At 41.4% G+C, this 26824-nt stretch carries 24 protein-coding genes and 8 tRNA genes; 13 read left to right on the top strand and 19 right to left on the bottom strand.

The features are described 5' to 3' along the window. Positions 1–175: 175 nt before the first annotated feature. The 7 genes from BM114_RS00155 to BM114_RS00125 are packed head-to-tail and all read right to left on the bottom strand — an operon-like array spanning position 176 to position 10676. Positions 176–2545 (bottom strand): AIPR family protein, encoded by a 2370-nt coding sequence (locus BM114_RS00155; RefSeq protein ID WP_092108856.1) that lies wholly within the window; start codon positions 2543–2545, stop codon positions 176–178. Beyond that, entirely contained in the window at positions 2520–3551 is a 1032-nt protein-coding gene (locus BM114_RS00150; RefSeq protein ID WP_177207004.1) for a PD-(D/E)XK motif protein, read from the bottom strand. The genes BM114_RS00155 and BM114_RS00150 overlap by 26 nt, the downstream gene beginning before the upstream one ends. Next, complete coding sequence (locus tag BM114_RS00145) at positions 3541–6306, bottom strand: Z1 domain-containing protein (RefSeq protein ID WP_092108850.1); 2766 nt, start codon at positions 6304–6306, stop codon at positions 3541–3543. The genes BM114_RS00150 and BM114_RS00145 overlap by 11 nt, the downstream gene beginning before the upstream one ends. Further along, positions 6303–7778, bottom strand: a complete 1476-nt coding sequence (locus BM114_RS00140; protein ID WP_092108847.1) for an ATP-binding protein — start codon at positions 7776–7778, stop codon at positions 6303–6305. Before BM114_RS00140 ends, BM114_RS00145 begins: the two co-directional genes overlap by 4 nt. A gap of 4 nt (positions 7779–7782) precedes the next feature. Continuing rightward, positions 7783–9072, bottom strand: a complete 1290-nt coding sequence (locus BM114_RS00135) for a DNA cytosine methyltransferase (RefSeq protein WP_092108845.1) — start codon at positions 9070–9072, stop codon at positions 7783–7785. A gap of 6 nt (positions 9073–9078) precedes the next feature. Then, positions 9079–10428: a hypothetical protein gene (locus BM114_RS00130; RefSeq protein WP_092108842.1), complete on the bottom strand. Its 1350-nt coding sequence runs from the start codon at positions 10426–10428 to the stop codon at positions 9079–9081. Positions 10429–10445: 17 nt separating this feature from the next. Continuing rightward, positions 10446–10676 (bottom strand): helix-turn-helix transcriptional regulator, encoded by a 231-nt coding sequence (locus BM114_RS00125; protein ID WP_092108838.1) that lies wholly within the window; start codon positions 10674–10676, stop codon positions 10446–10448. A 508-nt stretch (positions 10677–11184) separates the two neighbouring features. Between BM114_RS00125 and BM114_RS00120 the strand changes: the two genes are divergently transcribed. The 11 genes from BM114_RS00120 to BM114_RS00070 all read left to right on the top strand — a co-directional run bounded on the left by BM114_RS00120 (position 11185) and on the right by BM114_RS00070 (position 20855). Next, positions 11185–11523, top strand: a complete 339-nt coding sequence (locus BM114_RS00120; protein ID WP_092108833.1) for a helix-turn-helix transcriptional regulator — start codon at positions 11185–11187, stop codon at positions 11521–11523. After that, entirely contained in the window at positions 11516–12937 is a 1422-nt protein-coding gene (locus BM114_RS00115; RefSeq protein ID WP_092108828.1) for a DUF3987 domain-containing protein, read from the top strand. Before BM114_RS00120 ends, BM114_RS00115 begins: the two co-directional genes overlap by 8 nt. 198 nt (positions 12938–13135) lie before the next feature. Beyond that, a complete protein-coding gene (locus BM114_RS00110; protein WP_092108824.1) occupies positions 13136–14020 on the top strand; it encodes a PriCT-2 domain-containing protein in 885 nt (294 codons plus the stop codon). Then, positions 14017–14928: a DUF6371 domain-containing protein gene (locus BM114_RS00105; RefSeq protein ID WP_092108820.1), complete on the top strand. Its 912-nt coding sequence runs from the start codon at positions 14017–14019 to the stop codon at positions 14926–14928. Before BM114_RS00110 ends, BM114_RS00105 begins: the two co-directional genes overlap by 4 nt. Positions 14929–15099: 171 nt before the next feature. Continuing rightward, positions 15100–16650, top strand: coding sequence for a MobV family relaxase (gene mobV / locus BM114_RS00100; RefSeq protein WP_092108816.1), 1551 nt, complete (start codon positions 15100–15102; stop codon positions 16648–16650). 547 nt (positions 16651–17197) lie between these two features. Continuing rightward, positions 17198–18235, top strand: a complete 1038-nt coding sequence (locus tag BM114_RS00095; protein WP_092108812.1) for an RNA ligase, Rnl2 family — start codon at positions 17198–17200, stop codon at positions 18233–18235. A gap of 58 nt (positions 18236–18293) precedes the next feature. Next, complete coding sequence (locus BM114_RS00090) at positions 18294–18878, top strand: metallophosphoesterase (RefSeq protein ID WP_092109689.1); 585 nt, start codon at positions 18294–18296, stop codon at positions 18876–18878. A 2-nt stretch (positions 18879–18880) separates the two neighbouring features. Then, a complete protein-coding gene (locus tag BM114_RS00085; RefSeq protein ID WP_092108807.1) occupies positions 18881–19648 on the top strand; it encodes a metallophosphoesterase in 768 nt (255 codons plus the stop codon). Next, complete coding sequence (locus tag BM114_RS00080; protein ID WP_092108802.1) at positions 19648–20097, top strand: hypothetical protein; 450 nt, start codon at positions 19648–19650, stop codon at positions 20095–20097. Before BM114_RS00085 ends, BM114_RS00080 begins: the two co-directional genes overlap by 1 nt. Before the next feature lie 23 nt (positions 20098–20120). After that, complete coding sequence (locus BM114_RS00075; RefSeq protein WP_092108797.1) at positions 20121–20423, top strand: helix-turn-helix domain-containing protein; 303 nt, start codon at positions 20121–20123, stop codon at positions 20421–20423. 15 nt (positions 20424–20438) lie between these two features. Beyond that, positions 20439–20855 carry a hypothetical protein gene (locus tag BM114_RS00070; RefSeq protein WP_025002845.1) on the top strand — a complete coding sequence of 139 codons (417 nt, stop codon included), beginning with the start codon at positions 20439–20441 and terminating at the stop codon, positions 20853–20855. Between the two features lie 49 nt (positions 20856–20904). On the opposite strand, the gene BM114_RS00065 is transcribed toward BM114_RS00070, so the two are convergent. The 12 genes from BM114_RS00065 to BM114_RS00010 form a co-directional block, all read right to left on the bottom strand. Next, positions 20905–20978, bottom strand: a tRNA-Cys gene (locus BM114_RS00065). Positions 20979–20985: 7 nt separating this feature from the next. Continuing rightward, a tRNA-His gene (locus BM114_RS00060) sits at positions 20986–21058 on the bottom strand. 7 nt (positions 21059–21065) lie between these two features. Next, a tRNA-Met gene (locus tag BM114_RS00055) sits at positions 21066–21152 on the bottom strand. 6 nt (positions 21153–21158) lie between these two features. Next, a tRNA-Trp gene (locus tag BM114_RS00050) sits at positions 21159–21231 on the bottom strand. A gap of 4 nt (positions 21232–21235) precedes the next feature. After that, positions 21236–21317, bottom strand: a tRNA-Tyr gene (locus tag BM114_RS00045). A gap of 9 nt (positions 21318–21326) precedes the next feature. Continuing rightward, positions 21327–21399, bottom strand: a tRNA-Phe gene (locus BM114_RS00040). 5 nt (positions 21400–21404) lie between these two features. Continuing rightward, positions 21405–21492 (bottom strand) — tRNA-Ser (locus BM114_RS00035). A gap of 6 nt (positions 21493–21498) precedes the next feature. Further along, positions 21499–21583, bottom strand: a tRNA-Ser gene (locus tag BM114_RS00030). Positions 21584–21823: 240 nt separating this feature from the next. Next, a complete protein-coding gene (locus BM114_RS00025) occupies positions 21824–22828 on the bottom strand; it encodes a type II toxin-antitoxin system HipA family toxin (protein WP_091826732.1) in 1005 nt (334 codons plus the stop codon). A 2-nt stretch (positions 22829–22830) separates the two neighbouring features. Continuing rightward, complete coding sequence (locus BM114_RS00020; protein ID WP_092108794.1) at positions 22831–23139, bottom strand: HipA N-terminal domain-containing protein; 309 nt, start codon at positions 23137–23139, stop codon at positions 22831–22833. Continuing rightward, the gene (locus BM114_RS00015) at positions 23126–23347 is read right to left on the bottom strand and encodes a helix-turn-helix domain-containing protein (RefSeq protein ID WP_092108790.1); all 222 of its coding nucleotides are present in this window, start codon (positions 23345–23347) and stop codon (positions 23126–23128) included. Before BM114_RS00015 ends, BM114_RS00020 begins: the two co-directional genes overlap by 14 nt. A gap of 142 nt (positions 23348–23489) precedes the next feature. Further along, the gene (locus BM114_RS00010; RefSeq protein WP_177207003.1) at positions 23490–24938 is read right to left on the bottom strand and encodes a tyrosine-type recombinase/integrase; all 1449 of its coding nucleotides are present in this window, start codon (positions 24936–24938) and stop codon (positions 23490–23492) included. 545 nt (positions 24939–25483) lie between these two features. On the opposite strand from BM114_RS00010, the gene BM114_RS00005 reads away from it, so the two are divergent. Then, a complete protein-coding gene (locus BM114_RS00005; RefSeq protein ID WP_092108786.1) occupies positions 25484–26710 on the top strand; it encodes a site-specific integrase in 1227 nt (408 codons plus the stop codon). A gap of 35 nt (positions 26711–26745) precedes the next feature. Beyond that, positions 26746–26824, top strand: a 79-nt coding sequence (locus tag BM114_RS14035; RefSeq protein ID WP_143089224.1) for a DUF1896 family protein, incomplete at its 3' end; no start/stop codon positions are given.

Raw genomic sequence — 26824 nt, 5'->3', positions numbered from 1 at the left:
CCTTTCATTAATCTATATTTCTCCTTTCTCTTGGTCCGACTTTGCGCTTTTGCTATAGTTTTTTCATTGTATATCTGCGCATAATCATATAACGTTTTATTCGTAAAATATTATTATGTTTGTTATCGATAAGCTTCTCTATGTTGAATCGTAATACCATATTAAATAATCTTTTCTATAGTTCATCAAAACCTTTTAAAATCAACAATTTAAGATTGAGTTTGAAACCCCATTTTAACTTTTCGTTCAAAGGCTTTAGTCCAATTGCCACATCTTGCATGACCTTGAACTTCCAGTCTTCTAGGACACGATTTCTCCTATCCCATTCGACCATTCTTTTTATTAAATCAATATCGATATCAATATCATTAAGATTGATGTTTTTGACGGTCTGACGTTCTTTCGCCTTTTGTTCCTTTTCCGCTTGCTCCTCTTCACGCAATTGGTCGATTTCTTCTAAAAGTTCATAATTTTCTTCACAAACTTTATCAAAAATAGCCATTCCGCGAGCTACACTAGCAGAGGAAAGTTTACGATTATACTTTAAATCATTTGCAATCTCCTTGGCTTTAGACTGTAAGATTAGGCTCAATTCACCAGACTCTGCACCCCATTCAGCAAATTTTTGCCATAGTTTGTAAGGTATTGATTTTACAACCTTCAAATCATGTTCGGATTTGTTATCTGCAGCAGTATTTACAGTGACCTTTCGAACAACGGGATGTTCTGGGTCAATCAAATCGTCTTCTATAGAATCCAAGTCATATTTCCAATCCTTGCTATTACGCACAGCAAGCCAGCATTCTTCTTTTTTTGCCCATTCCAGATAGTTGTTAGATGGCGAAATGTTCATGATGAACGGATTCACCTGTAGCATCAGCGAATAGATAAAATTTGACAGGGTATCCGATACTTTCTGATTTTTCCAAATCCGATACAAGTCTATCCTTCCGCCAGTCAAATGACTCAGCAGTCCTATAGTATAGGGAACAACCACCGATTTTAGTTCACCAATGTTGTTTCCCGTCCTTTTGGTTCCATACAACTGATCTGCTGCCTTGAACAGGATAGCTTTAGCAATGGTATCTTCGAAATACACATTCGTTATTTTCTTTGCACTGGAAGGCAGATTTTTAGCAACAAACTGTGCGTAGTTCTTTTCTGAGCCTCTTACCACAATATGGGGTGCAATCACCAGCTTGCTTCCCTCATAAACTTCCTCAAAGCAGTTGATGTATTTAGCTAGCTCGACTTTTGTGAACATCTGGTTCTTTGGGTATTTTAAGTCAAATGCTTTTTGCCTTGACTTGGTAAATCCTTCTTTTTGACGGATGTTCTTGTACTGCGACCTAGCACGTTCAAAGAACCAATACGTCTGCATAGACCTCTCGGGAGTAATAGGAGTCATTACGTATCGAGACACTTTCTCCAATTCAACAAGGATTGGATTGTTGGCTGAAAAGTCTGCGTTGTTCACCTTATTCTGAGTATTGGCATACTTTGAAATAGCAGACACTATATTTGCGTAATCGTCTTTCTTTTTTACGATGGAGAATTTTACTTGGACATAGATGTCTGAGATGTCTGCCTTATCCTTTTTCTCTGTATGATATATTGAGGCAGTTGTTTGTCCTCCATTAACAATCTGAAGATTCGAAATGCTCTTGATGGTTCTGCCATCTTCATCAAGTTCCATCGCATCAGCTGTTGCAGCAATACCATTGTTATAGGCTAGGAACATGTGTGGTTTCTCTTTAATGGTCTCGCGTATTCCTTTGTTAATCTTTCCAGTAAATTGCAGGAATGACCTGACGTTTTGTTCCAGCAGGCGTCCACCATATCGTTCATACAAACTGGATAGGCATTTGCCAGGAAGAATTGCAACATATGCTTCATAGTCCGAATTACTAGACGTAGCATGAAGACACGGTACGCTCCAACCTTCTTCCTTGAAATCAATAAATATGGGAGCATGAGACTGCTCAGATATTTGATACAGATAATTGATATCAACGATTCGAAAAAAGATTTTATAACCACTTATCTCTTTACTTGCAGGGATTTCCCCCTTATATGTCCCGTTTGTAAGAATAAAGGCATTCACTCTGACTAACGAATCCCTAAGCTCTTTATAGTTGCCTAATGTGTTGACAAATTCGAATATTGAAGAAGACTCTTCAATATCATTACCAAAGTCCGAATAAATAGCATTCCTAAAGAAATTAATCAAACGTTTTGACGCATTTTCTATATCTCTTTTAAGTATTGTTACAGACTCTTCCGTACCTTCATATATAGACAAAAACAAATCAACGGTTTCATAGTTGTCAGCTATAGCATAACCATTTACTTTTTGTTGATTTGGCGTGCCCAAATCCCTTTCATAGAAAGCCACATCGGTGTTTTCTGTTTCTCCAGCCTCACTCAAAAGCTCCAGACATATACGAGTAAATGTCTGTTCTTGGTTATCTCCCTCCTCATTGGCAATTTGCCGAGTAAGGACCTCTTGAACTAAAGATTTATAAAACTTTCTGATTTCCTTCATATGATAGAATGGTATTTAGTACATTACTCTCTTCAACAACATTCTCGGTAGGTACGGCAAGCGATATTGAATATTTCACATCGCTTACACCTAACAATAAATTTTCTTTTTTTATTCGAGGGAAGTCGCCTTGAACTAAATAATAGTTTTCTTTACGTGTATAATAGTGACGCTCTTTATAAACGTCTTTATCTGTATCGAAATAGCCAGAATATAACAGTTTGTTTTCAAATAGGTTCGTTGCATAGGTTTCTTGGCTTAAACTATCCCGCAATTCATCAATGAGTTCTGGCAGAGTCTTTCCGTCGACAGGAAGAATCTCCACCACCAAATTATACAGATATAGTTTACTTATAGTAGATTCGTCTAATTGTAGCTCACCATTTATTGACACATTAGGGAACTTATTTGCTACTATAGTTTTTACTTCTACTGCCCATAATTCGCTTTGAAAGTCTTGCGGAGTCATGTTGGGGCCTACCCAAGATTTCACTGCATGTACCTTGTCCATTGATGAACATATCAATTTTTGAAGGAATGACAGCTCTCCGAATAGCCCTTGTTGTTCTTGGACGGACAAAGTTGTCTTTATTTTCTTAGAAAACAAATCTTGCCATTTTCGCATTTGGCTCACAACCAGCAGAACAGCCTCTCTTTCGGATGAGACAGATTGTATCGTATTAGCTATGTTGCCACATATCGCTGCAAAAATATCACGAACTCTACAGTCCCTGTTAACCAACTGTATCAATAAGAACTTTGAATCAGGAAAAGAGCTATCCTTAAATAAAGACACCTCTATTTCGGATAAATTTTGAAAAGGGGATATATCAAGATTTATTCCTTCGCTAAAAGAAAAAGCTATTCCATAATATCCATCTTGACCATTATAGGTACAGAACATTTTGAGACATGAAGGAATGTCCATTGCTCTTTTAACAACACTAGGAACATGAGCCTCCTCGAGTTCCTTCCAAATATCTTTTATCATATTATCACTGTTCATACACATTATCGTTTTCTGATTCAAAGATGTCTTCAGTATCTGCAAAATCATTCAATTGATTAACGGAATACGATATGGCTACACCAGTATTGGTGTGAGGGAAAGAAATGGCAAAGCTCATATACGGTTCATTTCCATCAGCATTACTTGTCACATAATCATTTGTTGGTTTTATTGGATATATTATCAACAATGGATGCTTAACGTCACGATATTTTTCTCTTACCAATTTGGGACTAGGATAGGATTGGTTACGATCTTTCAATTTTTGATTAGTTTCTTCCAATGCGGCTGTAAGTTTCGGTTCGTCCAGGTCTATAAATTCATCACGTGGATTACCTAAGATATGGTTTTTCCTCAGAAGATAATTGTCTGTTGAGTCATTGGACGGAACACGAAGGAAATAATTAAATCCCAAACCGTTTGATAAATAACCATCATGTTCCAGCACCTTCTCTCCTGTGGGTTTATTCATTAACACCACATTCCAATCAGACAATTCTCCCGATTTATTAACTTGCTTTATGTATTCTGTTATTGCCCCCAGATTAACTTTAACCATTGAGGCTGGCAATCGGTATTTCTCGAAGAAGACTATAATTTTTTCAAGACTGACGTTTCGCCACAAATAATTCTTCCCTTTTAGTTCATAACTACCAAGGTCGCAAAGCAAAGTGTCCACATCCACAAAATTGGCATGCCTATTTTCTTTATCTTTTAATAATTGATATGTTTCAACCAATCTACCAGCCCAAGAAACTTCTACGGTATTCGCATATCTCATCTTTGATAGAGACGTTATTTGCAGTACTCCAGGGTGGTTTCTGACTCTAAGTGCATAGTCTTCTGGGGTACCACCAACTTCGTACAAATAACTGAATTCCTCTCGAAGCTCTTCACTAGCAAGTGTTATATGGCGGTACCATTCATTTAGTTCACTACTTGTAAAAAGTCTGCATAAATCAACATATCCAGAACGATATCCAAACCATCTTCCCATTTGCATCAATGTATCATACATTTTGGATGCCCTCAAAAAATAACTAATTGACAGTCCTTCCAAGGTAAGACCTCGTGAGAGCTTATCGCCACCTATTGCAATTACCGAGATTCCTTCATCTTTGTTGTCATAATAAGTTAAGGCATCATTTGATGAGCCATTAATGGATTTGACTGCAATCTTTTGTACTGCCTTAAATAGTTGTCCCTTAACATCTTCCCACTTGTGGATAATTAGCGAGTCGTCAATGCTTTTAAATTTTGACTCCAGTATTGTTTGCGTAGTGGTCTTATAAGATTTATAATCCCCCCTATCTACTTCAAATACATACCGAAGTTCTTCAAGAACCATCTTATCCCCGACTTCAATCTCTTGTTTGTAATAGTTAAAAACCCTGGAAACTAAGTCTTTTATGTGGTTTTGCCATGATTGGAACCGGCTTACGTGGATTAGCATCGAATTATGTTTGTGCTCCTGGCCGCGAAGAATCCTTATTGCACACGTCACGATAAAACACTTTATGGCTAGGCGTAATGATTCCGGCACTTCATTTAAAGAGGGCTTAACATCATCCTTTTTGTGTTTATTTGGCACAAAACTATGGAAGTCATTAATTGGAGTAACTATTGGCAATAAATCGTCATTAGTATCATCTGGTGTTAATGATGTGCCAAAGACCTTGTCTGGCCCAATGTATGTTGACGGTGCTGGAAGATTTATAATGAAATCACGTGGAAACAAGTTTGTGTCATCTAAAGGTATAAAAATATTCGCAAACGGTGTCGCAGTATATCCAACGTATGCAGTACGATTAAACTTGTTTAGAATGGAACATATATATTTGTTGATTGTCGTAGGGTCTTCATTAGAAGCATTTGTGTTGATAGAGGCATTATCTGCCTCGTCATCTATCATCAAAAGGGATTTGTTGTTAATCTTCCCGTTTTCTGCGTGAGTGTTTAGCCATGTATTCAAACGTTTCAACACCGAAGAGTTTTTCTTAACAACAAGAAGAGCTGGTTGTGGGGCATTAAAGTTAAAACCAGCAGTGTTTGCAGAACGACTGGTAAAATCCCCTTTCTCTGCATTCGTTGTGTATGAATTTGCGATTGCATCTTCGAACCCAGGTATTAATCCGACACCTATCTTCGTGGTTTCTTTTGTACTTGCCCTTTCAAATTGGGTATCAAAGCCTAGGAATCCCTCGTCAAGTCTCAATTGAGTCTGACTACGAAGATTGTTATGAATTCCTGCCAATACAATGATTAAATTAAATCCTGTATCAGCAGCTTTACAAATAAGACCTGTGTAGTTTGCAGTTTTTCCCGACTGAACCTGTCCGACAACAAGTCCTTTCTTATTGATAATCACATCTGTTTTTAAGGGGTTAAAGAATCTATCCAAGATTTTATCCGTCATCTCATCGACACCTTGAATTGCTGCAGGTTCAAATCCCTTTTGATGTTCTAGATAATATTTATATCTATTCCAGAATGGCCATTTGCTGGTCTCTTCAGCTTTAAAAGCCATTAGCCAAGGCCTTCGCCTATCTCGGCCTTCCAATATCTGCATAGGTTCCACCCGAACACTATATATAGACATTAGTTTGGTTTTGAGGACTTCTTTGCCAAGACTCGGAAACATCAAAACGACATTATTGACAGCGTTATCAATGTCTTCATCTGTTACAGGATTCTTTATACCTATGAGAGTCCTACAAACCTCAATCGCTTTCTGAAATGATTCCATATTCATAGTTCTTCTATTAAATCTTCGTAATTGTTAAATGGCTCAATGGTTTTTAGAACTGCTTTTGCCTGTTCAGATACCTGTCCAGATGCAATGAGATTATCATACATCCGACACAACATCTCTTTTATCAGAGAAATATCCATATCTGAGAATGGCTCTTTCTGCAAATTCTCCTCACTCGATTGTTTAATGAAAATAGTCGGTGTTGGTATGGATTCTTCAATAATCCTAAGCAATTTATTAATTGCAGGCACAGGATTTGTCTTTGCTTCTTCTTGCAGATTCTTTATCAACTGATTTTCTCTATTAACAACAAATGACCACTTGTTTCCTTTTTTCTTTTCTAACCATAATGGTTGGAAATTTGCCCCAGCTTTTTTCTTTAATATCTTACCTCTGTGCCGATACACTTCCATACCCTTATTTCTAACGTCAAGAGCATAGGAGCGAAGTTGTTCACGGCATGAGATAGGGGGTGTCGCTGTTGATTTCTTAATATCAATCTGCCATTCTGAATCCAGTGTGTTAGGTAAATCAATACTGATGCGGACAAGTTTATAGTGGTCTTCTTTCCTAAACAAGTTAAGCCAACTACCTGCTAACAATAATCTTTTCCCACGATAGATATAAAATCCCTGTGCCGCTGGATAACCATACATTCCTTCTGCTTTTCTGTAGTTCTCCTCTGAGCTGAAATTATTCTTGTGAGGTAGAACGTAGCCTTTTACTTCAGCTTTTTGGCTTCCAAAATATAAGGATTCGGAGGGGAATATCTGTGTTTTCTTTTCTGACAGGCAGAATGGATTCCATGCATCAATTATATTCTCACCCCAGTATATTGAGATAACATTGCTTTCAATAAACCTATGGAATGTCATTGCAATATGGGACTTTACTCTTGCCCATGCATCAGAGAATTTCTGCTTTGCGGCAATATCACTTACTGACGTTGACGGGGGAATAACCCTGTCTAAGTCAGTCCATATTATCATTGTTCCTGATTTCTGATTGTCAATGGCATCAGCATACTCATCAGGAGTCCACCTAATTAATTCCCATTTATGTGTTAATGCCACATAATCTAAATCCCAAGTCCAATAGGCAGAATGATAGCCAGCCTTCTTGCTTATGACGGTCAACTTTCGACACTGTGAGAAAGATGCGGTCTTCATGCCCAAGCCAAATCTTCCCAAGTCGTTTGCCGCTCGTGTCTCTAAAGGATTATGTGAACCAGGACGCATTGCTTCGACAATCTCGTCACTGCTCATACCACAACCGTCATCCTTGATAGTGATAATGGTGTTACCTCCTTCCCAGATTCTGTCAATGTAGACATTCTTTGCCCCTGCAGATATTGAATTGTCAACGATATCTGCAACAGCCGTTTCAAGATTATATCCTATTGCCCTGAAGGTTTCTATCATCGATGATGCCTCAGGGACTGCTTCTGTTTTAGGTAGTTTGGAGTAATCCATAAGTTTACAACTGCTTCTTCAATTCTTCTGCGATTTTATAAGCCAATACAACTGGAACGGCGTTGCCAATCTGCTTGAATGCGGCACCTCTACTCCCCTCAAAATAATAATCGTCAGGGAATGATTGTAGTCTTGCAGCTTCTCTAACTGTGATAGAGCGAACATTTTCAATGGTTGGATTAGGAGTCGGATATATATAATAGTGCCCGTCTTTAGAGATATGGGCAACAACAGTGTGACTACAGCCATCGGGATCAACAACAGAGTACCTGTCCAAGAAGGATTTGGTATTCTTGTGCGTCTGCAAATGTGCAGGCAATTTGGAGTAGTCTAACTGTTTCTTTTTTTCTTGCCATTGTTTTATAGCCAAACAATATATCTCACGATCGTTTACATTATGTGGACGAGCCACATGTTGTGTGGTAAAGTCAAAGTCACTATCTCGAATCCATGATTCTCTCAGATATTTCATTTCTTTTAAAGGCTTGGTATATGGAACTAATTCCGCTATACTGCCTTCTCCCGCTTTGCGTTGCGGAAGGTCGGAGAACAGGTCTTTCATAACAGCATAGATATTTTTTTCTTTTTTCAATTGCGGATAAAAATATCTCTCACCTTTTGAGTTTATGCCACTCTTTTTCCAGCCAACGATGATAAGTCTCTGACGTCTTTGCAGAACACCAAGCTCAGAAGCATTCTGAACTTGAATCTGCATTTCGTAGCCAATGCTGTCAACCAATTGCTTCAAGTCCTTTAACGGCTCACCTTTTTTTGCCGTAATCAGTCCCAAAACGTTCTCGAAAACAAACATCTTCGGAGTGTATCTCTCCAAAAACTTCACGTAAAACTTGTATAATTCATTCCGAGGATCTTCCTCAACAGATTTCCCCATCCTTGAACGTCCAACAATGGAATATGCTTGGCAGGGAGGTCCTCCGATGATTAAATCAACAGTTGCTTTACCCTTCAGAGAATCTATCTTCTGGAAGATATTATCAATAGTTGTGGAACTTATGGTTTCATGAATTACGCTATCTGTTATAGATTTAGGAACCTGTTTCCATAGCTTTTCACCATTTTCGCCTTCTTTCTTCTCAAGTAGGTATTTTTTGTAGACATCCAACTCGTTTTTCCCACGAAGATAATGATAGGCAGCCCGTGTTCTTAACGTGTCGCAAGCATATTTGTCCATCTCTACATGGGCAATAGGAGTAAAGCCAGCCCTAACAAACCCTTCAGAGAGACCGCCAGCACCAGCAAATAAATCTATGAATGTATATTTCTTTTTAACCATGTTTGATTATTCATTGTTCTGTTTTATTACGGCTTGCGCAAGGTCAATAACTCTGCCAAGAATTCCAGCAGAATCCTTGTAGGAATCGTCTTCCTTTTCTTTTCCACGCTTCCGTAAAGGATCTTGATGAATTTCCCTCAATACTGTTGATAAATATTCTGTATATTTCTCTGGGTCATTCTTACGTAATTCTTCAGAGAAAGCGATGATTGATTTCGATAATACAGATTTGTATGCATAATCTTCTACTAGGTTTTTCTGTTTAACGTATTGTTGGGAGCAGAAAATAGCAGCATAAATTGTAAATGGAATCATGCTTAATCTTCCAATTAGGCTAAACCACATCGTTTCTTCCTTTTGTTGTACTCCATAACCTGTAACTATCCATGCCCCAATCAGCAATGTAAGTATAACAAAAACCAAAGCTCCACTAAGCCATCCAACTTTATAATACCATTTGTTGGCATTTTGGTATTGAGTAGCGAACGCCGCACTCATACCTTCAGCAGTGGTAAATTGAAGAGCCTGTTTTGATTTTTCAATCAAATTTTGAACTTCGTCAAGCTTCTCTCCATATGATTTTGCAAATTCTTCTAACTTTACATTGTATTCCTCCGTACTTTTCCCTTGCCTATTTAGTTGGCTTTCTCTTTCGTCAATTTTCGCAATAAATTCATCAAACGTATTTTTCGCTTCATTTGTTATAGAGAGATTATTTGATATAGTTTTACTATTCACTTGTGCAGAGTTAGCCAAATCCCTAAAGTCTGAAGTTTCTTTTTTAAACGAGTCAAACTCTGTAGAGAACGAGTCTTTTTGTTCTACTAATTCCGCAAGAATATTTTCAAATTCATGCTTCTTTTCTTCAATTAACGTATAAGTTGTTTCCGATTCATCAAGCTTATTCTTGACATTTTCAATCTCATCGCTTAATGATACAGCCTTACGGCATAACTCGTCTATTGTCGTGTTGAAATCGAGATATCGTTGGCGATCAATTCTTAGATTGTATGTCCTTAATATCATTTTCAACTGGTCAAGAGATCTTGTTACATTGACGACTCTATTTGTTGAAAGATGTGCATTGATATTAGATAGTTCATTGACAATCTGATTACGTTCACCAAGAGTCGATAGTTTAATAAAGAGATTATGGGATTTAACCAAGAAGCGCATATCTGTCAGCACATTTCTTACTCCAGCAACTATACCATTAACACTATATTCTGTCTCATCCCCATATAGCGCAGAGTCCAAATCGGTGTTTTGCTCTCTATAATACTTCCTAAAATTAATGAGATGCTCATCAATTTTAGGTAAGATTTCCTTTATCTTTTTTATCGTAGGAGTTTCCATTGCCTATACTCTGTCTATTACCTCATTTCCTGCGAAAGCAGGTACTGCTTATACTCTCTAATGAACAGCTCTTTTATATCAACCTCCAATAAGTCCGCAATTCTTAATAGATTGCCGAGGTCGGGTTGTGAAGAGTTGGTGCACCATTTCGATACGGTGGTTGGATTGACGCCCATCTGTTCTGCAAGCCACTTGTTTGTGCGCTTCTTCTCTGCAAGTACTACTTTTATCCGATTGATATCTTCCATCTTTGTGAATTTAATGTCGCAAAGATAATGAAAAAAAAATCATTTATTCTGCAATTTGTTGGAAAACATTATATTTCTTCATTCTTTTTTATGCTTTTTCACGGTTTCTTGTTCGCGCCTCCCCTCATTCTGATTCGAAATGGTCTATATAAGAAGTTTTAAATTATAAAAACCAAATTGTTAGTTGAATTCATTCTTCCAACTCTCGTCATGACAAAACTCATACAAGCATGGTTTTGCTCATTTGACTTACAGAGTTGGTTCTAATTGCCCTCCTCATTAGAACCAATTTTGAAATGTGAGGGCAAAAATGGCTGGTTTTTGATGTGATTTTCTTCTTGGAGCTTGCAGCACTCTAATTTTGCATTCGATTTCGTGGCGGTGCCTCAGATTACAGGATTGTCGGACGCGACACTTCATTAAATCTGAAATGCAAAAGGATCCGTGCATAAGGTGCCAAACGAATGAGAGATAACAAACAAAACTTTCACTTCAAAAAAACGTGATTATGCAATCTGAAAATAGGATCTTAGGCAACCAACTGGTTGTAATGTCGAGGGAAGACCTTGACGCATTGGTAAATGAGATGGCCCAAAACATCGTGGCTGCTCAAACCAAGAACGCACAGAATGACTATGAGGCATGGATGAATGTCCCGGAAGGTGAACGTTTCATCACTCGTGAAGAGGCGGCTCACATACTGCATGTGAACTTCACCACCCTTTGGCGATGGGATAAGCAGGGGCATCTCCATTCCAGAAAGATTGGTGGCCGTCGGGTGATGTACAAATATAGTGATGTCCTGGCATTGCTAAATGGTGAAATTAAAAAGTCCAAAGATGAGTGAACAAGTCATGCCATTTGCGGGAGGGCAGCCCGACTTCCTTTCCCTCGTTAATGCTGAGGTGGAGAAGGTGGAACCTACTATCAAGGTTTCGCTTACTCCTCCAGACGAGCAACCGCCATCCCTTGTGCCTCCTGAGTCATTGCCCATTCCTACCGAAAGGCCAAAAGAGGTACAGCACCTGAAAGCTTCGAATTTCACAGAACCAACCTTACCAATTGACTGGCTGTCACAATCAGTTCAAGACTATATTCGTACTGTTGCAGAATCGTACGGATGCCCACAGGACTTTGTCGTTGCCATCTGTTTGACAACGGCAGGCATTGCGGCAGGAAAAAAAGTGCTGCTTGCCACCAACCCATACACCAATTATCCTTGTGACTTCATTTGTATGGTTGGTAAGCCGAGTCGTAATAAGACGGGGCCGTTGAAGGAAGTCACCAGTCCTCTACGGGAACATGACAAAGCTAACTTTGCCAAGTATTCCGAGGCGAAGATTGTTTATGACCAAAACAAACGGGAGGATAGAAACTTTAGCGGTGAACAACCGATATTCCACCAACGAGTGGCTGGCGATAGTTCCCCAGAGTCTCGTAACGCATTGCTGGCGCAAGGTGACATGATTGTCATTGTTGCCGATGAGCTGAAGTCCTTCATTGATTCTTTCGGGCGATATTCCAAAGGTGGTAACGGTTCAGGAACTGAAGTGTCTCAACTGCTGTCAACTTGGTCTAATGTCAGCTTTACCATCAACCGAAAGTCAGAAGATACCAAACTTGTCGATGACCCTGCCATGAGTATCATTGGTGGTATTCAACCAGGACCACTCGGCAAGACTTTTGGCACTGATGCCTTGATGGATTCAGGCTTCACCCAGCGTTTCCTTTTCGTCTATCCTGACAAAGCAGAGTTCATCAAGAGACAGGACCGCAGACGGATGACAACGGAAATGCGTGACAACTGGAGTGACATCATAGGAAGGCTGTTCAGTATGGAATCTTTACCGCTCTTGCTGTCCCATGAGGCTGAAAGACTCTACGCTGACTATGCCGATGCCAACGACATGAAGGCTGATGCGGAAGAGGATGACTACATCGGTGGTGTGAGGCAGAAGATGAACATTCATGTGCTGCGTCTGGCTATCATGGCACATCTGCTGTCTGAGCATTGGAACGAACCTGTTATCACAGGAGAATGCATGGAATATGCCATTCGCGTTGCCGATTACTTTACCCAGATTCATGTTGAACACATTTATCCTTTGTTGCGAGGCTCGGCAGCCACACAGCGTCCGATGACCAACGGCGACCTGCTTCGGGCAGTCAGTCGGCAGTTCAAAATCAAGTCGCAGAACGCTCTTGCCGAAGTCCTCGGTGTGTCACAGCAGTATGTCAATAAAATACTAAAGGAACAATGATGGTTGTAGTTGTAGATGTCAGTAATAGCCTATGGATAAAGGGCGCAAGCCAACAACTACCCTACAACCAAGGTGCTCTTATCTCCATCATGGAATCTCATCTATATGGTTGTACCCTTGTTGTAGCATTAAGCCCCGTATTTACAAGACTTTAAGCCAAGCTACAACTACAACAACAAACTTAAATTTTGAATAACGATGCAAAGTTTATTTGATACGAAGATTAGCTATTATAGAAACGTGGAAGACAATGTCGGCACGGAAATTTCCCTGCGCGACTTCCTCTTCAACGACCAACACAAGGAACAGATTGAGTATATCCGTTCCATATCGGATGAAGATAAACAAAAGCGCTTGAAGTTGCAACTGCCCGTGGCAACCATCTCAGGCACATTTGCCCCTACATGTAAGGCGGAAAACCTCGTGGCCCACTCGAACCTTCTCTGTATCGACATCGACAAGAAAGACAACATGGACGTTGACTGGTTCGATGACCTGAAGCATGAGTGGCATAACATCCCCCAGATACTCTATGCGGGCCGCAGCATCCGTGGCAAAGGCTGGTTTGCCATCTTCCGCATTGCCTATCCTGATAAGCACGAGGATCAGTTCGAAGCCCTGAAACGTGACTTCGCCAACAGCGGACTAATCATTGACAAAGCATGCAAGAACGTGAACAGGATGCGCTTCATCTCCTACGACCCAGAGCCGTATATAAATGAAGATGCTACATTATATACTAAGGTATGGGTGGAACCTAAACAGACATACCACAGTTCCAGTGCATATAGTGGTGACGACATGGAACAGGTCGAGAAGTGCTGCCATATAATTGAAGACCGTAGCATCGACATTACCGCCACCTACGATGAATGGTTCCATGTGGGTGCAGCCTTGGCATCACTTGGTGAATGTGGACGTAGTCTGTTCCATATGGTCAGTTCGCAAAATGCGAAGTACAAAGCATCTGAGACAGACAAGAAGTTCGACAATCTTCTGCGCAATGTCAGCAATATCAAGATCGGTACGTTCTTCCATATCTGTTCACAGCATGGAATCAACTGGAAGGAGGATAGCCTATGAAAACGGAGATTACGAGTTTCAGCAGTTCATTCTTTGAATACCTCTGCGGTTTCGTCTGGTTTGACCAAGATAAGTTAGAGGCTCTGATGAAACGCTATCCAATTGGTGCTACAGAGCAAGGCGAATCAATATTCTGGCACATCAATGCAGAGAACAAGATTACTAATGGTCACATCATCACAATGGATAGCGAAACAGGCAAGGTCTATGATGACAGTTGGTACTATCAAGATGGGCGACCGACTTGCATGTTTGGTGAGCACTTACTTGGTGCCTTCCCCAGCCAGACGGTTGCACTGGTGACGGATGAACTGACTGCTGCCATTATGAGTTGTTTCCCAACGCCATACGTTTGGCTTGCAACTGGAAAAGAACAAACGACTCCTACCGATTTGTTCCCTCTTGTCGGAAAAACTGTGGTAGTATTCCCCAACAAAGGTGAGTATAACAAATGGCAAGAAACGCTGCAAGCAGTTCCCAATCTCCAGTTTCATCTCTCAGAAGTGATGGAGAATGTACAAGGCGATTGCCACACCATTGCCCAGATGGTTCTCAGCCAGCAACCCCTACGCCCAACCGAAGAGGAAGCAGCATTGATGAGAATGGAGGATGCCAATCCCAACATCGCATTGCTCGTCAAGGCACTTAATCTGGAGGTGGTAGGTGCTTCTTCCATTGACGAAGATGCGATGAAACCAATATCCAAATCTGAGGTAAAATCAGAACCACCTCCACAAAGAGAGGATGACGAAGCCATGAAATCATTCCTGATGGCACAGGAAAAACGATGGCACGGCAGGAATCCAGAATGCCACAAATGCTCTCGTTCCCATGAGGGAATCAATGGGACATATTGTGATGAACTCCATCAATATGTCGAATATGGTAAGGGCGATTGTGGCAGATGAACCATTTCGTTAAGCCAAATGAACAAAGTCAAGCTTGTTTGAACTTTGTCATGGCGAGAAATGGTCGAATGAGATTCAACTTGTTCATCAAAGGAGCCAAAATCGAATAGAGGGAAGAGAGTGATTCTACGAATCGCATAGCCTAATATGCGTTAACTTCCATTAACGCGAGTGGGTGAGACCATTATTGTTATCCCGTTCAGGGAGCAAGCTCAGAAAATACTTCAATTATCACATCATCAATTAAAAAAACAAAGAAAAATTATGAACAGAAAACAGGTAATGGACATACGTCCAAACTCTGATGGTATTAGCCAGGCAGAGAGTAACGAACAGCAACGAAACTGGAGTGAAGACTTCCTCCGGAAGAAATCAAATGACCCGATGGCAAATTATGACCCAACACGAACACACCTGAATTTTGAGGTGGTTCGTGGTGGTATCGTCCAACCAATAGACAAGTCGAAGTCCATCATGCAGAAGATGGCAGACAATCTTGCAGGTCGTGGAATAAAAGACCCTAATGCCCGAGAGAATGTCCGCCGTCGGCAGAACACGCTGGCACAATTTATCTTTGGTGGAAGCCGAGAACGCATGAACGAACTCGCTTTCGGAAACCAGACATTGAGCCTTGACAAGGGTGCCGATAACTCCCACTTGACAAGGAACAATGACATCGAGGAATGGGCAAAAGATGTGTATGCCTTTGTTGCCCATCGTTTCGGCGAAGAGAACCTCGTCAGCTTCTACGTCCATCTTGACGAGACCAATGTTCACGCACATTGTACGCTTATTCCATTAGACCGGGAGAAGAACCGCATTTCGTGGCGTTCTGTATTTGGGCAAAACAAGTATGAGATGGGGCAGCTGTTTTCCCAACTGCACGATGAGTTCTCAAAAGAGGTTAGTATGAAGTGGGGACTGGAACGAGGTGACAGCATCAGAGAAACTGGAGCCCGTCACCGATCCACTTATGAATACAAACGAGAACTTGTGAATGACGTGAACCAGCTTGAAAGCCGGAAGATTGATTTGGCTGCCGACATCAGACAAGAGGAACGTAAACTGAAAAGTCTGACAACAATGATAGCCAATCTTCGGGAGCGTCGTGCATCTATCCAGCGAGAGATAGACGAAATCGCCCGTAGCTTAGGTGAGGAAGGTACGGACAACATTCTTCTGACAGCCCGTATTAAGAGCCTTCGCCAAGAGATGGAAGACATTGACAGCAAAATTGCTGAACGCTCCAAAATGCTAGAAGAAACGAGTGCCAGCCTTAAGAATATTCGAGAAGAACTATTTGACATGAAACGAGAGCATCAAAGAGCCTTGGAAAGAGAAGGTGATGATATTGATAGGGAGGCAGCACGCATCCGTATGGGAATCACCAGTACTTACAATATGATGCTGGCTAAGACTATGCAGGAAATCATTCCGACTCTAAACGATAGGCAACGTGACATTTTACGAGAGAAGGGTTATTATGACCTTGCCGAAAACGTTCAAAATATAGCCAACTGTGCCATGTTGCTTGCTCTCAACTATGTCAAGCTGGCCACCTCTTACGCAGAATCATGTGGTGGCGGTGGTGTGTCGAACTTGTCTGGATGGGAACAGAAGAAGGATGAGGATGATGAGCGATGGTGGGTACGCTGTATCGCTACGGCTGCCGCAATGGTAAAACCTTCATCTCGAAAGAAGGCACAAGCTGTAGGAAGATAAAAAGTTACGCCCGAATAAATCCCTTGTTGTGGGAATCATTCGGGCACGCAAACTTTTTTATACACAAGTGTATAAGCAATAATGCCTCTTAAAATAATTCCCTGAAATTTTGGTCAGTTATACGAAAAAGTGTATCTTTGCAGCCAATTTTACGAAAATCCATAAAAATAGCAGTAATGCAGAGACAGAAATTTAACACATTAGGCGGATTGAACATTCAGAGCACATGGTGCCTTGAATGCGATTCCTATATGCATACGTCAAGCATTGCTGCACCACGCTATTCAGATAGGAAGACTTTCCATATTGCACGAGGAGGGGGTGGATTACTCCTGACATAATTGTATGTGCAAACACGAGATTAACGAAGTGGTTGGAAAGTCAGCAATGCTTTCCAACCATTTTTCGTTTGTGCCTATCACAACCATGAACACTGTCGACTTACCACCGACAAGACTTCTCCTCATCGGCCTGGCCTACGGCACAATATGTAGTCAATCAATTATTAACCGCGCAGCGATGCGCAAAAACAAGAAGGAACAAAGAAATGTTAGAATTCAAAAAGTACAGCTCCATCGAGAATTCCTTCAACAGAGAGTTCATGGAGCGCATCGTGGCAGAGATGCCAACCGATTTGGAATATGTGGTACAGGAAAAGGTACATGGTGCCAATACCAGTTTCCTCTGCGACGGAGAGAACGTAAGGTTTGCAAAGCGTACCTCCTTGCTGGAAGCGGAGGAGATGTTCTACGACTATCCCGAGTTGCTTGAAAGGTACAAAGACAAAGTTGTGGCCCTTACCAAGGATGTCTTCAGCAGATATGAGGACGTGAGGAGCGTCAATGTCTTCGGTGAGATGTTCGGTGGAACCTATCCTCACAAGGATGTGCAGCCAAACCGCAAGTTGTCTCTCATCCAGAAGGGTGTATGCTACACCCCTGAACATGAGTTCTATGGTTTTGACATCTATGTCATCAACGAGGATGGCGGTAGGTATCTGCCTGTAGATGAAGTAAACGAGTTTTTCGACAAGCACGGATTCTTCTATGCCAGGACTCTGTTCAAGGGCACTCTCGGTGAATGTCTCAAATACCCTAACGCTTTCCAGAGCAAGATTGCTGAATGGCTTGGTTTCCCTGCCATTGAAGACAACATCTGCGAGGGTATCGTGATAAGACCTGTCGTTCCCATGTACCTGAGAAATGGAAGCAGGGTGCTCATCAAGAGCAAGAACGAACGGTTTGCCGAAAAGAAGAGTGTGAAGAAGCGCAACAAGCTCTTTGCCGAACCTGTTCCCTACAGCGAGGCATTGAAAGCACTAATCCCTGATGTAGAGGCATACGTTACCGAACAGCGCCTGGCAAATGTCGTTAGCCACATAGGTGAGGTACACGTGCCTAAAGACTTCGGAAAAATCATGGGTCTGTTCTCTAAGGACGTGCTCGAAGATTTCTTGAAGGAACATGGCGGTGAGTATGGTTGCCTTGAAAAGAGCGAACAGAAGTTGCTCAACAAGGAACTGAACAAACTTTCTACTGAGATGGTGAAGAAGGTCTATATGGGCCAGGCTTACATACTCGATTAATTAACAAACTCTCTCCGTGCTCCAGATGGGGCATGGAGAGAATAATACAAAGAAGGAAATGAATTTCAAGTTTAATGCAGAACATACGTTCTTTACATCAGATACGCACTTCAATCATGCGAACATTATCAGGTTCTGCAATCGTCCGTTCAAGGACGTAGAGCAGATGAACGATGTGATGATAGCAAACTGGAACAGCGTGATAGGTAAAGATGATACAGTTTTCCATTTGGGCGATTTCTGTCTGGGTGGTGCGGCAGAATGGACAAAGATACTCGACCGTCTGAATGGCAAAATTTATCTAATCATGGGTAACCATGATTTGAAGAATATTCGACAAGGATTCATCAGTCGCTTTGAACATGTTGCCATGCAGATGCGAATCGAGATAGGGAAGAAGAGAATCTACCTATGCCACTATCCCTTTCTCTGTTTTGAGGGCGGCTATAAGGATGATGTTTGGCAGCTGTTCGGACACGTCCATACCCGAAGGAGCAATTCAGGCATTGATGCCGGAAGACTCCAGTATCTCTATCCGACACAATACGACGTAGGAGTGGACAATAACAACTTTACCCCAGTATCGTTTGGGCAAGTAAAGAGAATCATTGACAAGCAAGTTGAACAAAGTAAAGAAAAGTAACAATGAAGATACAATACATGAGTGACCTGCATATGGAGTTCGCAGAGAACAGCAGGTATCTGAAACATAATGAGTTTCCTGTTACGGGTGATGTGTTGGTTCTGGCCGGTGACATCTTCTATCTGAGAAACGATGTGGCCCCACTGGGCAAGTTCTGGAAATGGGCATCGACAAACTATCGCCAGGTACTTATTGTTCCAGGCAACCACGACTATTATGGTTATTATGACATAATGACTCGTGGTATGCAATGGGAATGGATGTTCAAGGAGAATGTCGGCTATTACCAGAATCAGGTAGTCAGAATCGATAATGTCGATTTCATCTTCAGCACCCTTTGGTCGCATATTCCGCCAGGTGATGAAAATATCGTGTCCCATGGATTGAATGATTTCTACCAGACGCTGTATGAAGACCATCGCCTAACAGTAGATGATTACAACCGGATGCATCAGTTCTGTCTTGACTTCATCAAGCAGAGTGTCCAAGAAAGTACAGCAGAGAGGATTGTCGTGGTGACCCATCACTTGCCAACACGGCAGGTGGTGGCACCTCAGCACCTTGGTTCAGACATCAATTCTGGCTTTGCTACAGAACTTGGTGATTTCGTTGCCGATAGCCGTATTGATGTGTGGATATATGGTCATTCCCATACCAATATCGACACAACGATAGGACATACTAAAATTGTGTGTAATCAGATGGGATATGTGTTTGCGAATGAGCATCTGACAAACGGATTTGACTTCGGCAAAATGATAGAGATTTAATGAATGACAAAAATACAAAGAAAAAGTATACAATTATGAGTGGAGGTACATTTGATTATTCACAACGGACTATAGAACTTATAGCCGATGATATCGAACAAACCATCTTGGAAGCAGGGAGAAAGATTCCAGATGTATTATTGGAAGAACACCAACATCGTTACTCACGGGAGATACCATTAGAGGAACAATACTATAGTTCCTACAATCGGAAGACAATGGAGATTATGAAACGGGCAGTTTATATCCTTAGAATGGCATACATATATGCTCAACGAATAGACTGGATGTTGTCAGGTGATGACGGTGAAGATGATCTCGTTAGACGCTTAAACCAAGAATTGCATGAGCTTAAAACGAAGTATCCTAGTGGAAAATTCACGTTTAAGAAGAAAAGAGTTCGGTATGATGATGACTACGGAGGCTTCCGTGAAATTCCAGATGAGTAAATGAATTATAAAAACAGGTAAAAATGAATAGGAAAAATAAACAAAGTGATAGAGAAATCTTAGAAGAAATACTTATGATTCTAAAAAATATGAAAGCATCTCCTGTAGTTGTCCAGCCCTCTATGAAGGTTTACAACAACAAAGAGGTTATGGAATTACTGGGAGTGAAGGATAAATATCTCAAAAAACTAAGGGATAATGGATATCTTGGTTTTTCAAGAGAAGGCGATAAGTATTGGTATACGCAGAAAGATGTAGATTGTTTTCTGCACAGTTTTCATTATGAACCATTTAATAGCAATATAAACAAATTATGGACTCTTTAAATTATAAATACATTCATGCCAGTAAACAAAAATGCATTATTGCGTTACAAGATAATAGACAGATGCCTACGCAACAGATACAGAAGATGGACGATAGAGGACCTGGTTGATGAAATATCTGAAGCGCTGTATGATATGGAGGGTATCCGCAAAGGCATCTCTTTGAGAACTGTTCAGAACGATATTCAGATTATGCGTTCTGACAAGCTCGGATACAATGCGCCCATTGAGGTATATGATCAGAAGTACTACAAGTACGCTGATCCGAACTACTCTATTACAGAGTTGCCCCTGACAGCTGAGGATTTCAATCTTATTACTAAAGCTGTGAAAATGTTGGAAACGACAGAGGACAAACCAGAGTTTCAGCAAATGGGTAGAATACTCACACGGGTTAAGAAAAGGCTGACGGCAATTCTTAACTATGGATAATGGAAAGACTCCTGTTCCTTTTATCGGCAACTGGAGTCTTTATTTGTTGAGTGAGGAATCGGATTCGAACCGATGAATGACGGTTTTGCAGACCGCCCCCTTAAACCGCTCGGGCATCCTCACGTAATAGGGAGTTTGACAGGTTTCGAACCTGCGACCACCAGAGCCACAACCTGGCGCTCTACCTACTGAGCTACAAACTCCATGTAGTTGCGGGAGCAGGATTCGAACCTGCGTCCGGTTTTTGGCCGGCCCAGCTTATGAGACTGGTGAGTTGGGCCACTACTCTATCCCGCGATTTTGCAGAAGCAGAAGGGTTCGAACCTCCGACCTTCGGTTTTGGAGACCGACATTCTACCAACTGAACTATGCTCCCATCGTTGAGGTGGAGGGACTCGAACCCACGAAGCCGAATGGCGGCAGATTTACAGTCTGCTCTCGTTGCCGCTGGAGAACACCTCAATATATTTGTGGAACCTCGTGGAGTCGAACCACGTTCTCAGGATTTTCAGTCCTGCGCATACACCAAGTCTGCCAAAGTTCCATCAGAGGAGGCTAAGGGATTTGAACCCTTGGAGCGTTTCACCGCCCTCTGGTTTTCAAGACCAGTGCAATAGACCAACTCTGCCAAACCTCCAATTTGCGGAAGCAGAAGGATTCGAACCTTCGGAGCCTTGCAGCTCGGCACGTTAGCAGTGTGCTGGTTTCGACCGCTCACCCATACTTCCATTGGATTTCGGGTGCAAAGGTACAATGCCACTCTGCAGCCTTTCTGCGTAACAAGAAAAAAGTTACAAAAAAAGATTATTATTCGCTAATGATTATTGACAAATTAGCTTTTCCCATAAGTACAAAGCATAAATGCCCAAATGTATTACTGATAACAAGTAATCATTCGGGCATTCTTATGTGAATCTTAGAAAAGTGTACAAAAAGAGGCAAAAACACCTTGGAAAAGTGTAATCGCATCATTTAAATCCCAACGTTGCACGTCGATAGTTGTACGAAAGCCAGTAGCTTCGTTTCAGGGATTCGGACAGGAAAGAATGGTCAATCATATCCTTTGCCAGAGGATGCTCTGCTGCAAAGAAATCCATTTCTCGTTTTATCAATCGCTCAGATAGACCTATACGGCGACCAAACTCCTCGAAGTCCTTACGGCCAACAGTTCTTGTATCGGATAGTTGCATGCCTTCTTTGAACAATCCTTTATCAAGAGCGAAGATGCGTGGCATGCTCAAATGTAGACTGGTATTGATGAGGTCGTAGGCAGGGGTGAGGTGGTATTCTCCGTCACCTCGGTTGATAAGTGAGAAGTTTTTCAGATGCGCATCATCATTGAGAGTGAGATAGTTGAAGACAACGATGCGGAAGTACTTCAGGATTTCGACGGGAGCAGCCTTGACGTATTTGCGGATGATGTCAGCACATTCCTCATAACTCAGATTACTATATTTGAAATCGCTGCCACCATTGGCATCGGTCAGTCCTGCAAGAGAGGCAAAGTCTTCTTGGCTATACTTTTGCCCATTAGGGCCGACATCGAAACGTCGACAAAGATAGGCAGCTTCACCATCTTGGAAGAAACAAATGCCATTTGCTGCCGTTTCTATATGATAGACCTGCGAAGCCAACTGCATGGTTAGATGTTCATTGGCAGGGCAATACTTACGGTCAAGCAAGGCGTATGATGTTGGAGCAGGTTTCAAAATGTATGTTCCACGTTCACCTTCAGCTGGCTTTACCAAATGTCCTTCACTCAACACCAAGCTCGCCTTAGGTTGAACGCCAGAGAGCGAGATGCGCCCCACATTCTTCAGATAAGCTTCATTGTCACCACTATCGTTATTGGGACTGTCAAAATCAAGAATATGGGAAACTTCTTTTTCATCAAACAGTTGTTTCCGAGCTACAGGGGAATAGGTGGTAAAGCCTTCCTGCAATGTAGAAGGGCATACGTTTATTTCTACCATATTCATAAGGGCTTAACGGTTACGGCTCCAATGGTATCGTGCTGAGCTGTTGCCAGCATAATGCCGAAGTCATCGTTTTCATCGATATGATGCAACATGGATTGCACCTGGCGATTGGAGCCTTCAGACAACATGTTATAAAAATAAGGAAAGAGATGGTTGGAACGGTAAGGCTCTTTTCTTACGGGCATTGCCAAGCAAACTGGCTCGCCGTGGTAGTCCTTACCATAAGTGAACACATATTCCCTGGCATCCGTCTCTTGCAATATGCCAGCCTCCATGTCATGAACATAAACCTTACACTGTCTCATAGTCAAGTTGCTTGATGTTAATGTCTATTTGCAGACCCAAAGTATCGAGTATCGTGAGCAAGGTGGCGAGCTGAGGATTACCCTCGCCTCGTTCAATCGCTACAACGGTATTAACAGCCACACTTGCAAGGTCAGCCAATGTTTGTTGGTTGATACCCAATTTTTTCCGCCTTTCCTTGATGGCATTCCCTATTTCCTGCTGTGTCATAATCTCAATATATTGCGATTTCGGTGCAAAGATAAGCAATTATTTTCAAACAAAGGCGCAAATCTCAATAAAATGCGATTTTAGGTATAATTTACTATGAATTGCCATAATAATACGTAAAAATCACAACGAATTGCGATTTTTATTGTTGCCCCATCATCTTCTTTAGCATTTCCTTCATCTGTTCAGGAGTAAGACTATCAATGTCGATAGGTTCTTCTTCCTTTTCAAGGTTGAGCAGCTTACTATTGTTTCGGAATCGGATTTCAAGAGGATACATGTCCTGATAGCCGCTGGTTACATCGTTACCTTGCGAGTGACCCATACTTTCAGAAATGTATAGTTCCTCTACGCCCGCCAACTTCAGATTTGTAGCAAAAGAATGACGCGCCCATGTTCCAGACACCACCTTGTCCCACCCAAGTACTTCTTTGCATATACGGTTCATGCGGTCTTTGATGTTGGAGTTTTCCTGTACCGTCAGTTTCCTTCGCAAGGTTTCATCTGTGGCTCCATTGAAGATTTGAGGAAAAACATATGCGTCCTTCTCTGGCTTGGCTCCAATCTCATTAAGGATCACTTTGAGTGGTTCTATGATAGGAACGATAACCACCGACATGCTGTTGCTTCGTGCCGATGTTTTCTTTCGCATAAACTCAAAAGCACGACCACCTTCTGCAAAGTAAGTACGGTTGTAGGTCAAACGTCCTGCATCGGCAAGATTGAATCCATTGCACAGATATTGTGCCAGGAATAGGCCCAAAGAATCATGGGCACGTTTCTTATAAGCTGGATCCCAACCTTCGGGATAGCGCTTCTCAACGAAGACTTTATATAGTTCCGTCATTTCATCAACGCTAAGATACGATTGCTGGCGACGTTTACCTCGTGGAATTGAGATGAGCGTGTTGTCCTTGTTGGAGAAGGGGTATTTGTCCTCGGTCAAAAAACCTTGGCGAATACATTCATTCCAAACAACACGGCAGGTCCGAAGATACATACCACGGGTGGCATCAGCAATCTTTCCGACGACCTTGCCGTTTTCGACCACACCATTTTTCATTACATCATTCCACTTGTAAATTACGTTTTTGCCGACCATGAAGCCCTTCACATCACCAACGTATTTAAGGAAGGAGTTGAGTGCCCACTGGTAGTTCTCTGCGGTACCAACCCTGTCTTCTGCTTTCATTCTTGCGATAATGCTCTCCCAAACACCTACAAAAGATGTAGCTTTATCATATTCGATTTCCGCACCTGTCAGATAAGTACGGATAAGGTCGAGTGTTAAAGTCTGCTTCTTGCTTAGCTTCTCCAGTTTTTCCCTGTAGCTTTCTAGCATCTTTAGCCATTCGACATGAACAGGCATAAGCGAACTTTTCGCTCCTTTCACGCTACATACGTCATTGAAGTACTTCTCGCTTTGATAGTCAATATCCTTTAGCTTGTAGTAATACCGTTTAGCTGCTATCTGAAAACAGATGGCCAAAGGGTATACATCCGTACTCTTATTGGTACGTTTGTCTAGAACTAAAGTAAGTGAACAGTTGTCCACTTTTCCGCACTTGATAGATGTCTTTTCAGCCTTCATAACTATAGTCTGTTGCTTCGTTCATGGGAATCTTGCGAACAATTTGCGAACAAAATGCGAACAAAATCGCCCATTAATTGAGGTTTATTAAAATTTCACTTTTGCGCCGCAAAGTTATAAAATAATTGTGAGACAACAACTTACAAAGCCAAGAAAAATTTTATAAAACCTCAAAAAATTTTATTTTAACAGACTCATAATCTGGAGGTCCCAGGTTCAAGCCCTGGCTGGTCCACATATAGGTTTCAAGAGGACGTCATACAATACGTCATTTTAGCCTTCAAAACAAGGATAATCGCTGTAAAATCAAGGTTTTACAGCGATTTTTTGTTTTTTATCCGTAGTTGCTTGACTGCCAAACCATACCTTTTGATAGTCATCATTCGGTCATTTTCTGCTACAGAAACTGCTACACAAAAGCAGGCACTCAAAAAAATGTAGCAGTGAATGGAAAATGACTACCAATTTGACGGCATACAAATCTCTTGTTTTCAACAACTTATGTCGAACTTTGTAGCCAAAATGCTACATTAAAATGATGCGTTATGAAAACAACTTTCAAGGTGTCCTACTACCTACGTTCCAACTATGAGAACAAAGAAGGAAAATCGCCTGTAATGCTCCGGATGTATCTCGGAGGAGAAATGGCAAATCTGGGATCCACTAAAATTTTCGTGGATAAATCTAAATGGAGTAATAAAACCAGCAGAATGATTGGTAGAACGGCAGAAGCCCTTTCTGTCAATGCATCGATAGATGCACTGACAACTACTTTGATGCAGATTTATAGGAAATATGAAACCTCTGAGAGCCTGTCCTTAGACCTTATCAGGTCAGTGTTTCTTGGAACAGATAAGGAGTTTACAACTTTCCTTCCAGTCTTTGACAAATACATAGACTCCATCACGCAACAAGTTGGCAAGACGCTGACAAAGGGTACTTTTTATAAGTATAAGGTAGTGAGGCAGAACTTTCAGGATTTTCTGCAAGCAAAATATCATCGTAAGGATATTGGATTGACAGAACTTACAAGTGCCGTTATTCAGGACTTTGAATTGTATCTGACATCCGTTGTAGGTGGTGTACATAACACAACCACCAAGAAATTGAGAAACTTAAAGACAGTCGTGAACTATGCGAGAAACAGAGGACTTATCATGCATGATCCGTTTGCAAACCACAAGTTGCACTATGAATTGGTAGACCGTGGCTACCTCACAGAAGAGGAGGTACTCCGTATCATGAAGAAGCACTTCGATATAGAAAGACTGGAATTGGTACGAAATGTATTCATCTTTTCCTGCTTCACAGGATTGGCCTACATTGACGTATATAATCTCACCTACGATAAGATTGTTACCGTTGAAGACAGGCAATGGCTCATCACTAAGAGATATAAGACAAGCATAGATGAAAACGTAATGCTGTTGGACATTCCACTTGCCATTATAAGAAAGTACTATGACATCAACAGAAAGGGTGGAAAGGTTTTCCCGATGATGAGCAACCAGCGTATCAACTCATATTTGAAAGAAATTGCCGACCTTTGTGGCATAAAAAAAAATCTGACTTTCCACATGGCACGCCATACTTTCGCTACAATGTCTATATCTAAAGGGGTTCCTATGGAGTCAGTGTCTAAGATGCTCGGGCATACAAATATCAAGATAACCCAGATTTATGCACGAATAACAAACAAGAAAGTTGAGCATGACATGGAGCAACTCGCTGGAAAACTTGACAAGTTCAATGCGGCAATGGGAATCCGATAACAAATAAAGTATAACAACCCTAAAATAAAAGATTTATGGAAACGACAAAGAAAGAACTTTCCTACTTCCGTCTGAAGTTGGAGAACTACCTCAGTGAGCATTTCCCCGAAATGC

The organism is Prevotella sp. KH2C16, assembly GCF_900113305.1.
Lineage (GTDB): Bacteria > Bacteroidota > Bacteroidia > Bacteroidales > Bacteroidaceae > Prevotella.
The sequence above is the reverse complement of the archived record's forward strand: the minus strand, read 5'-3'. Positions and strand labels throughout refer to the sequence as shown.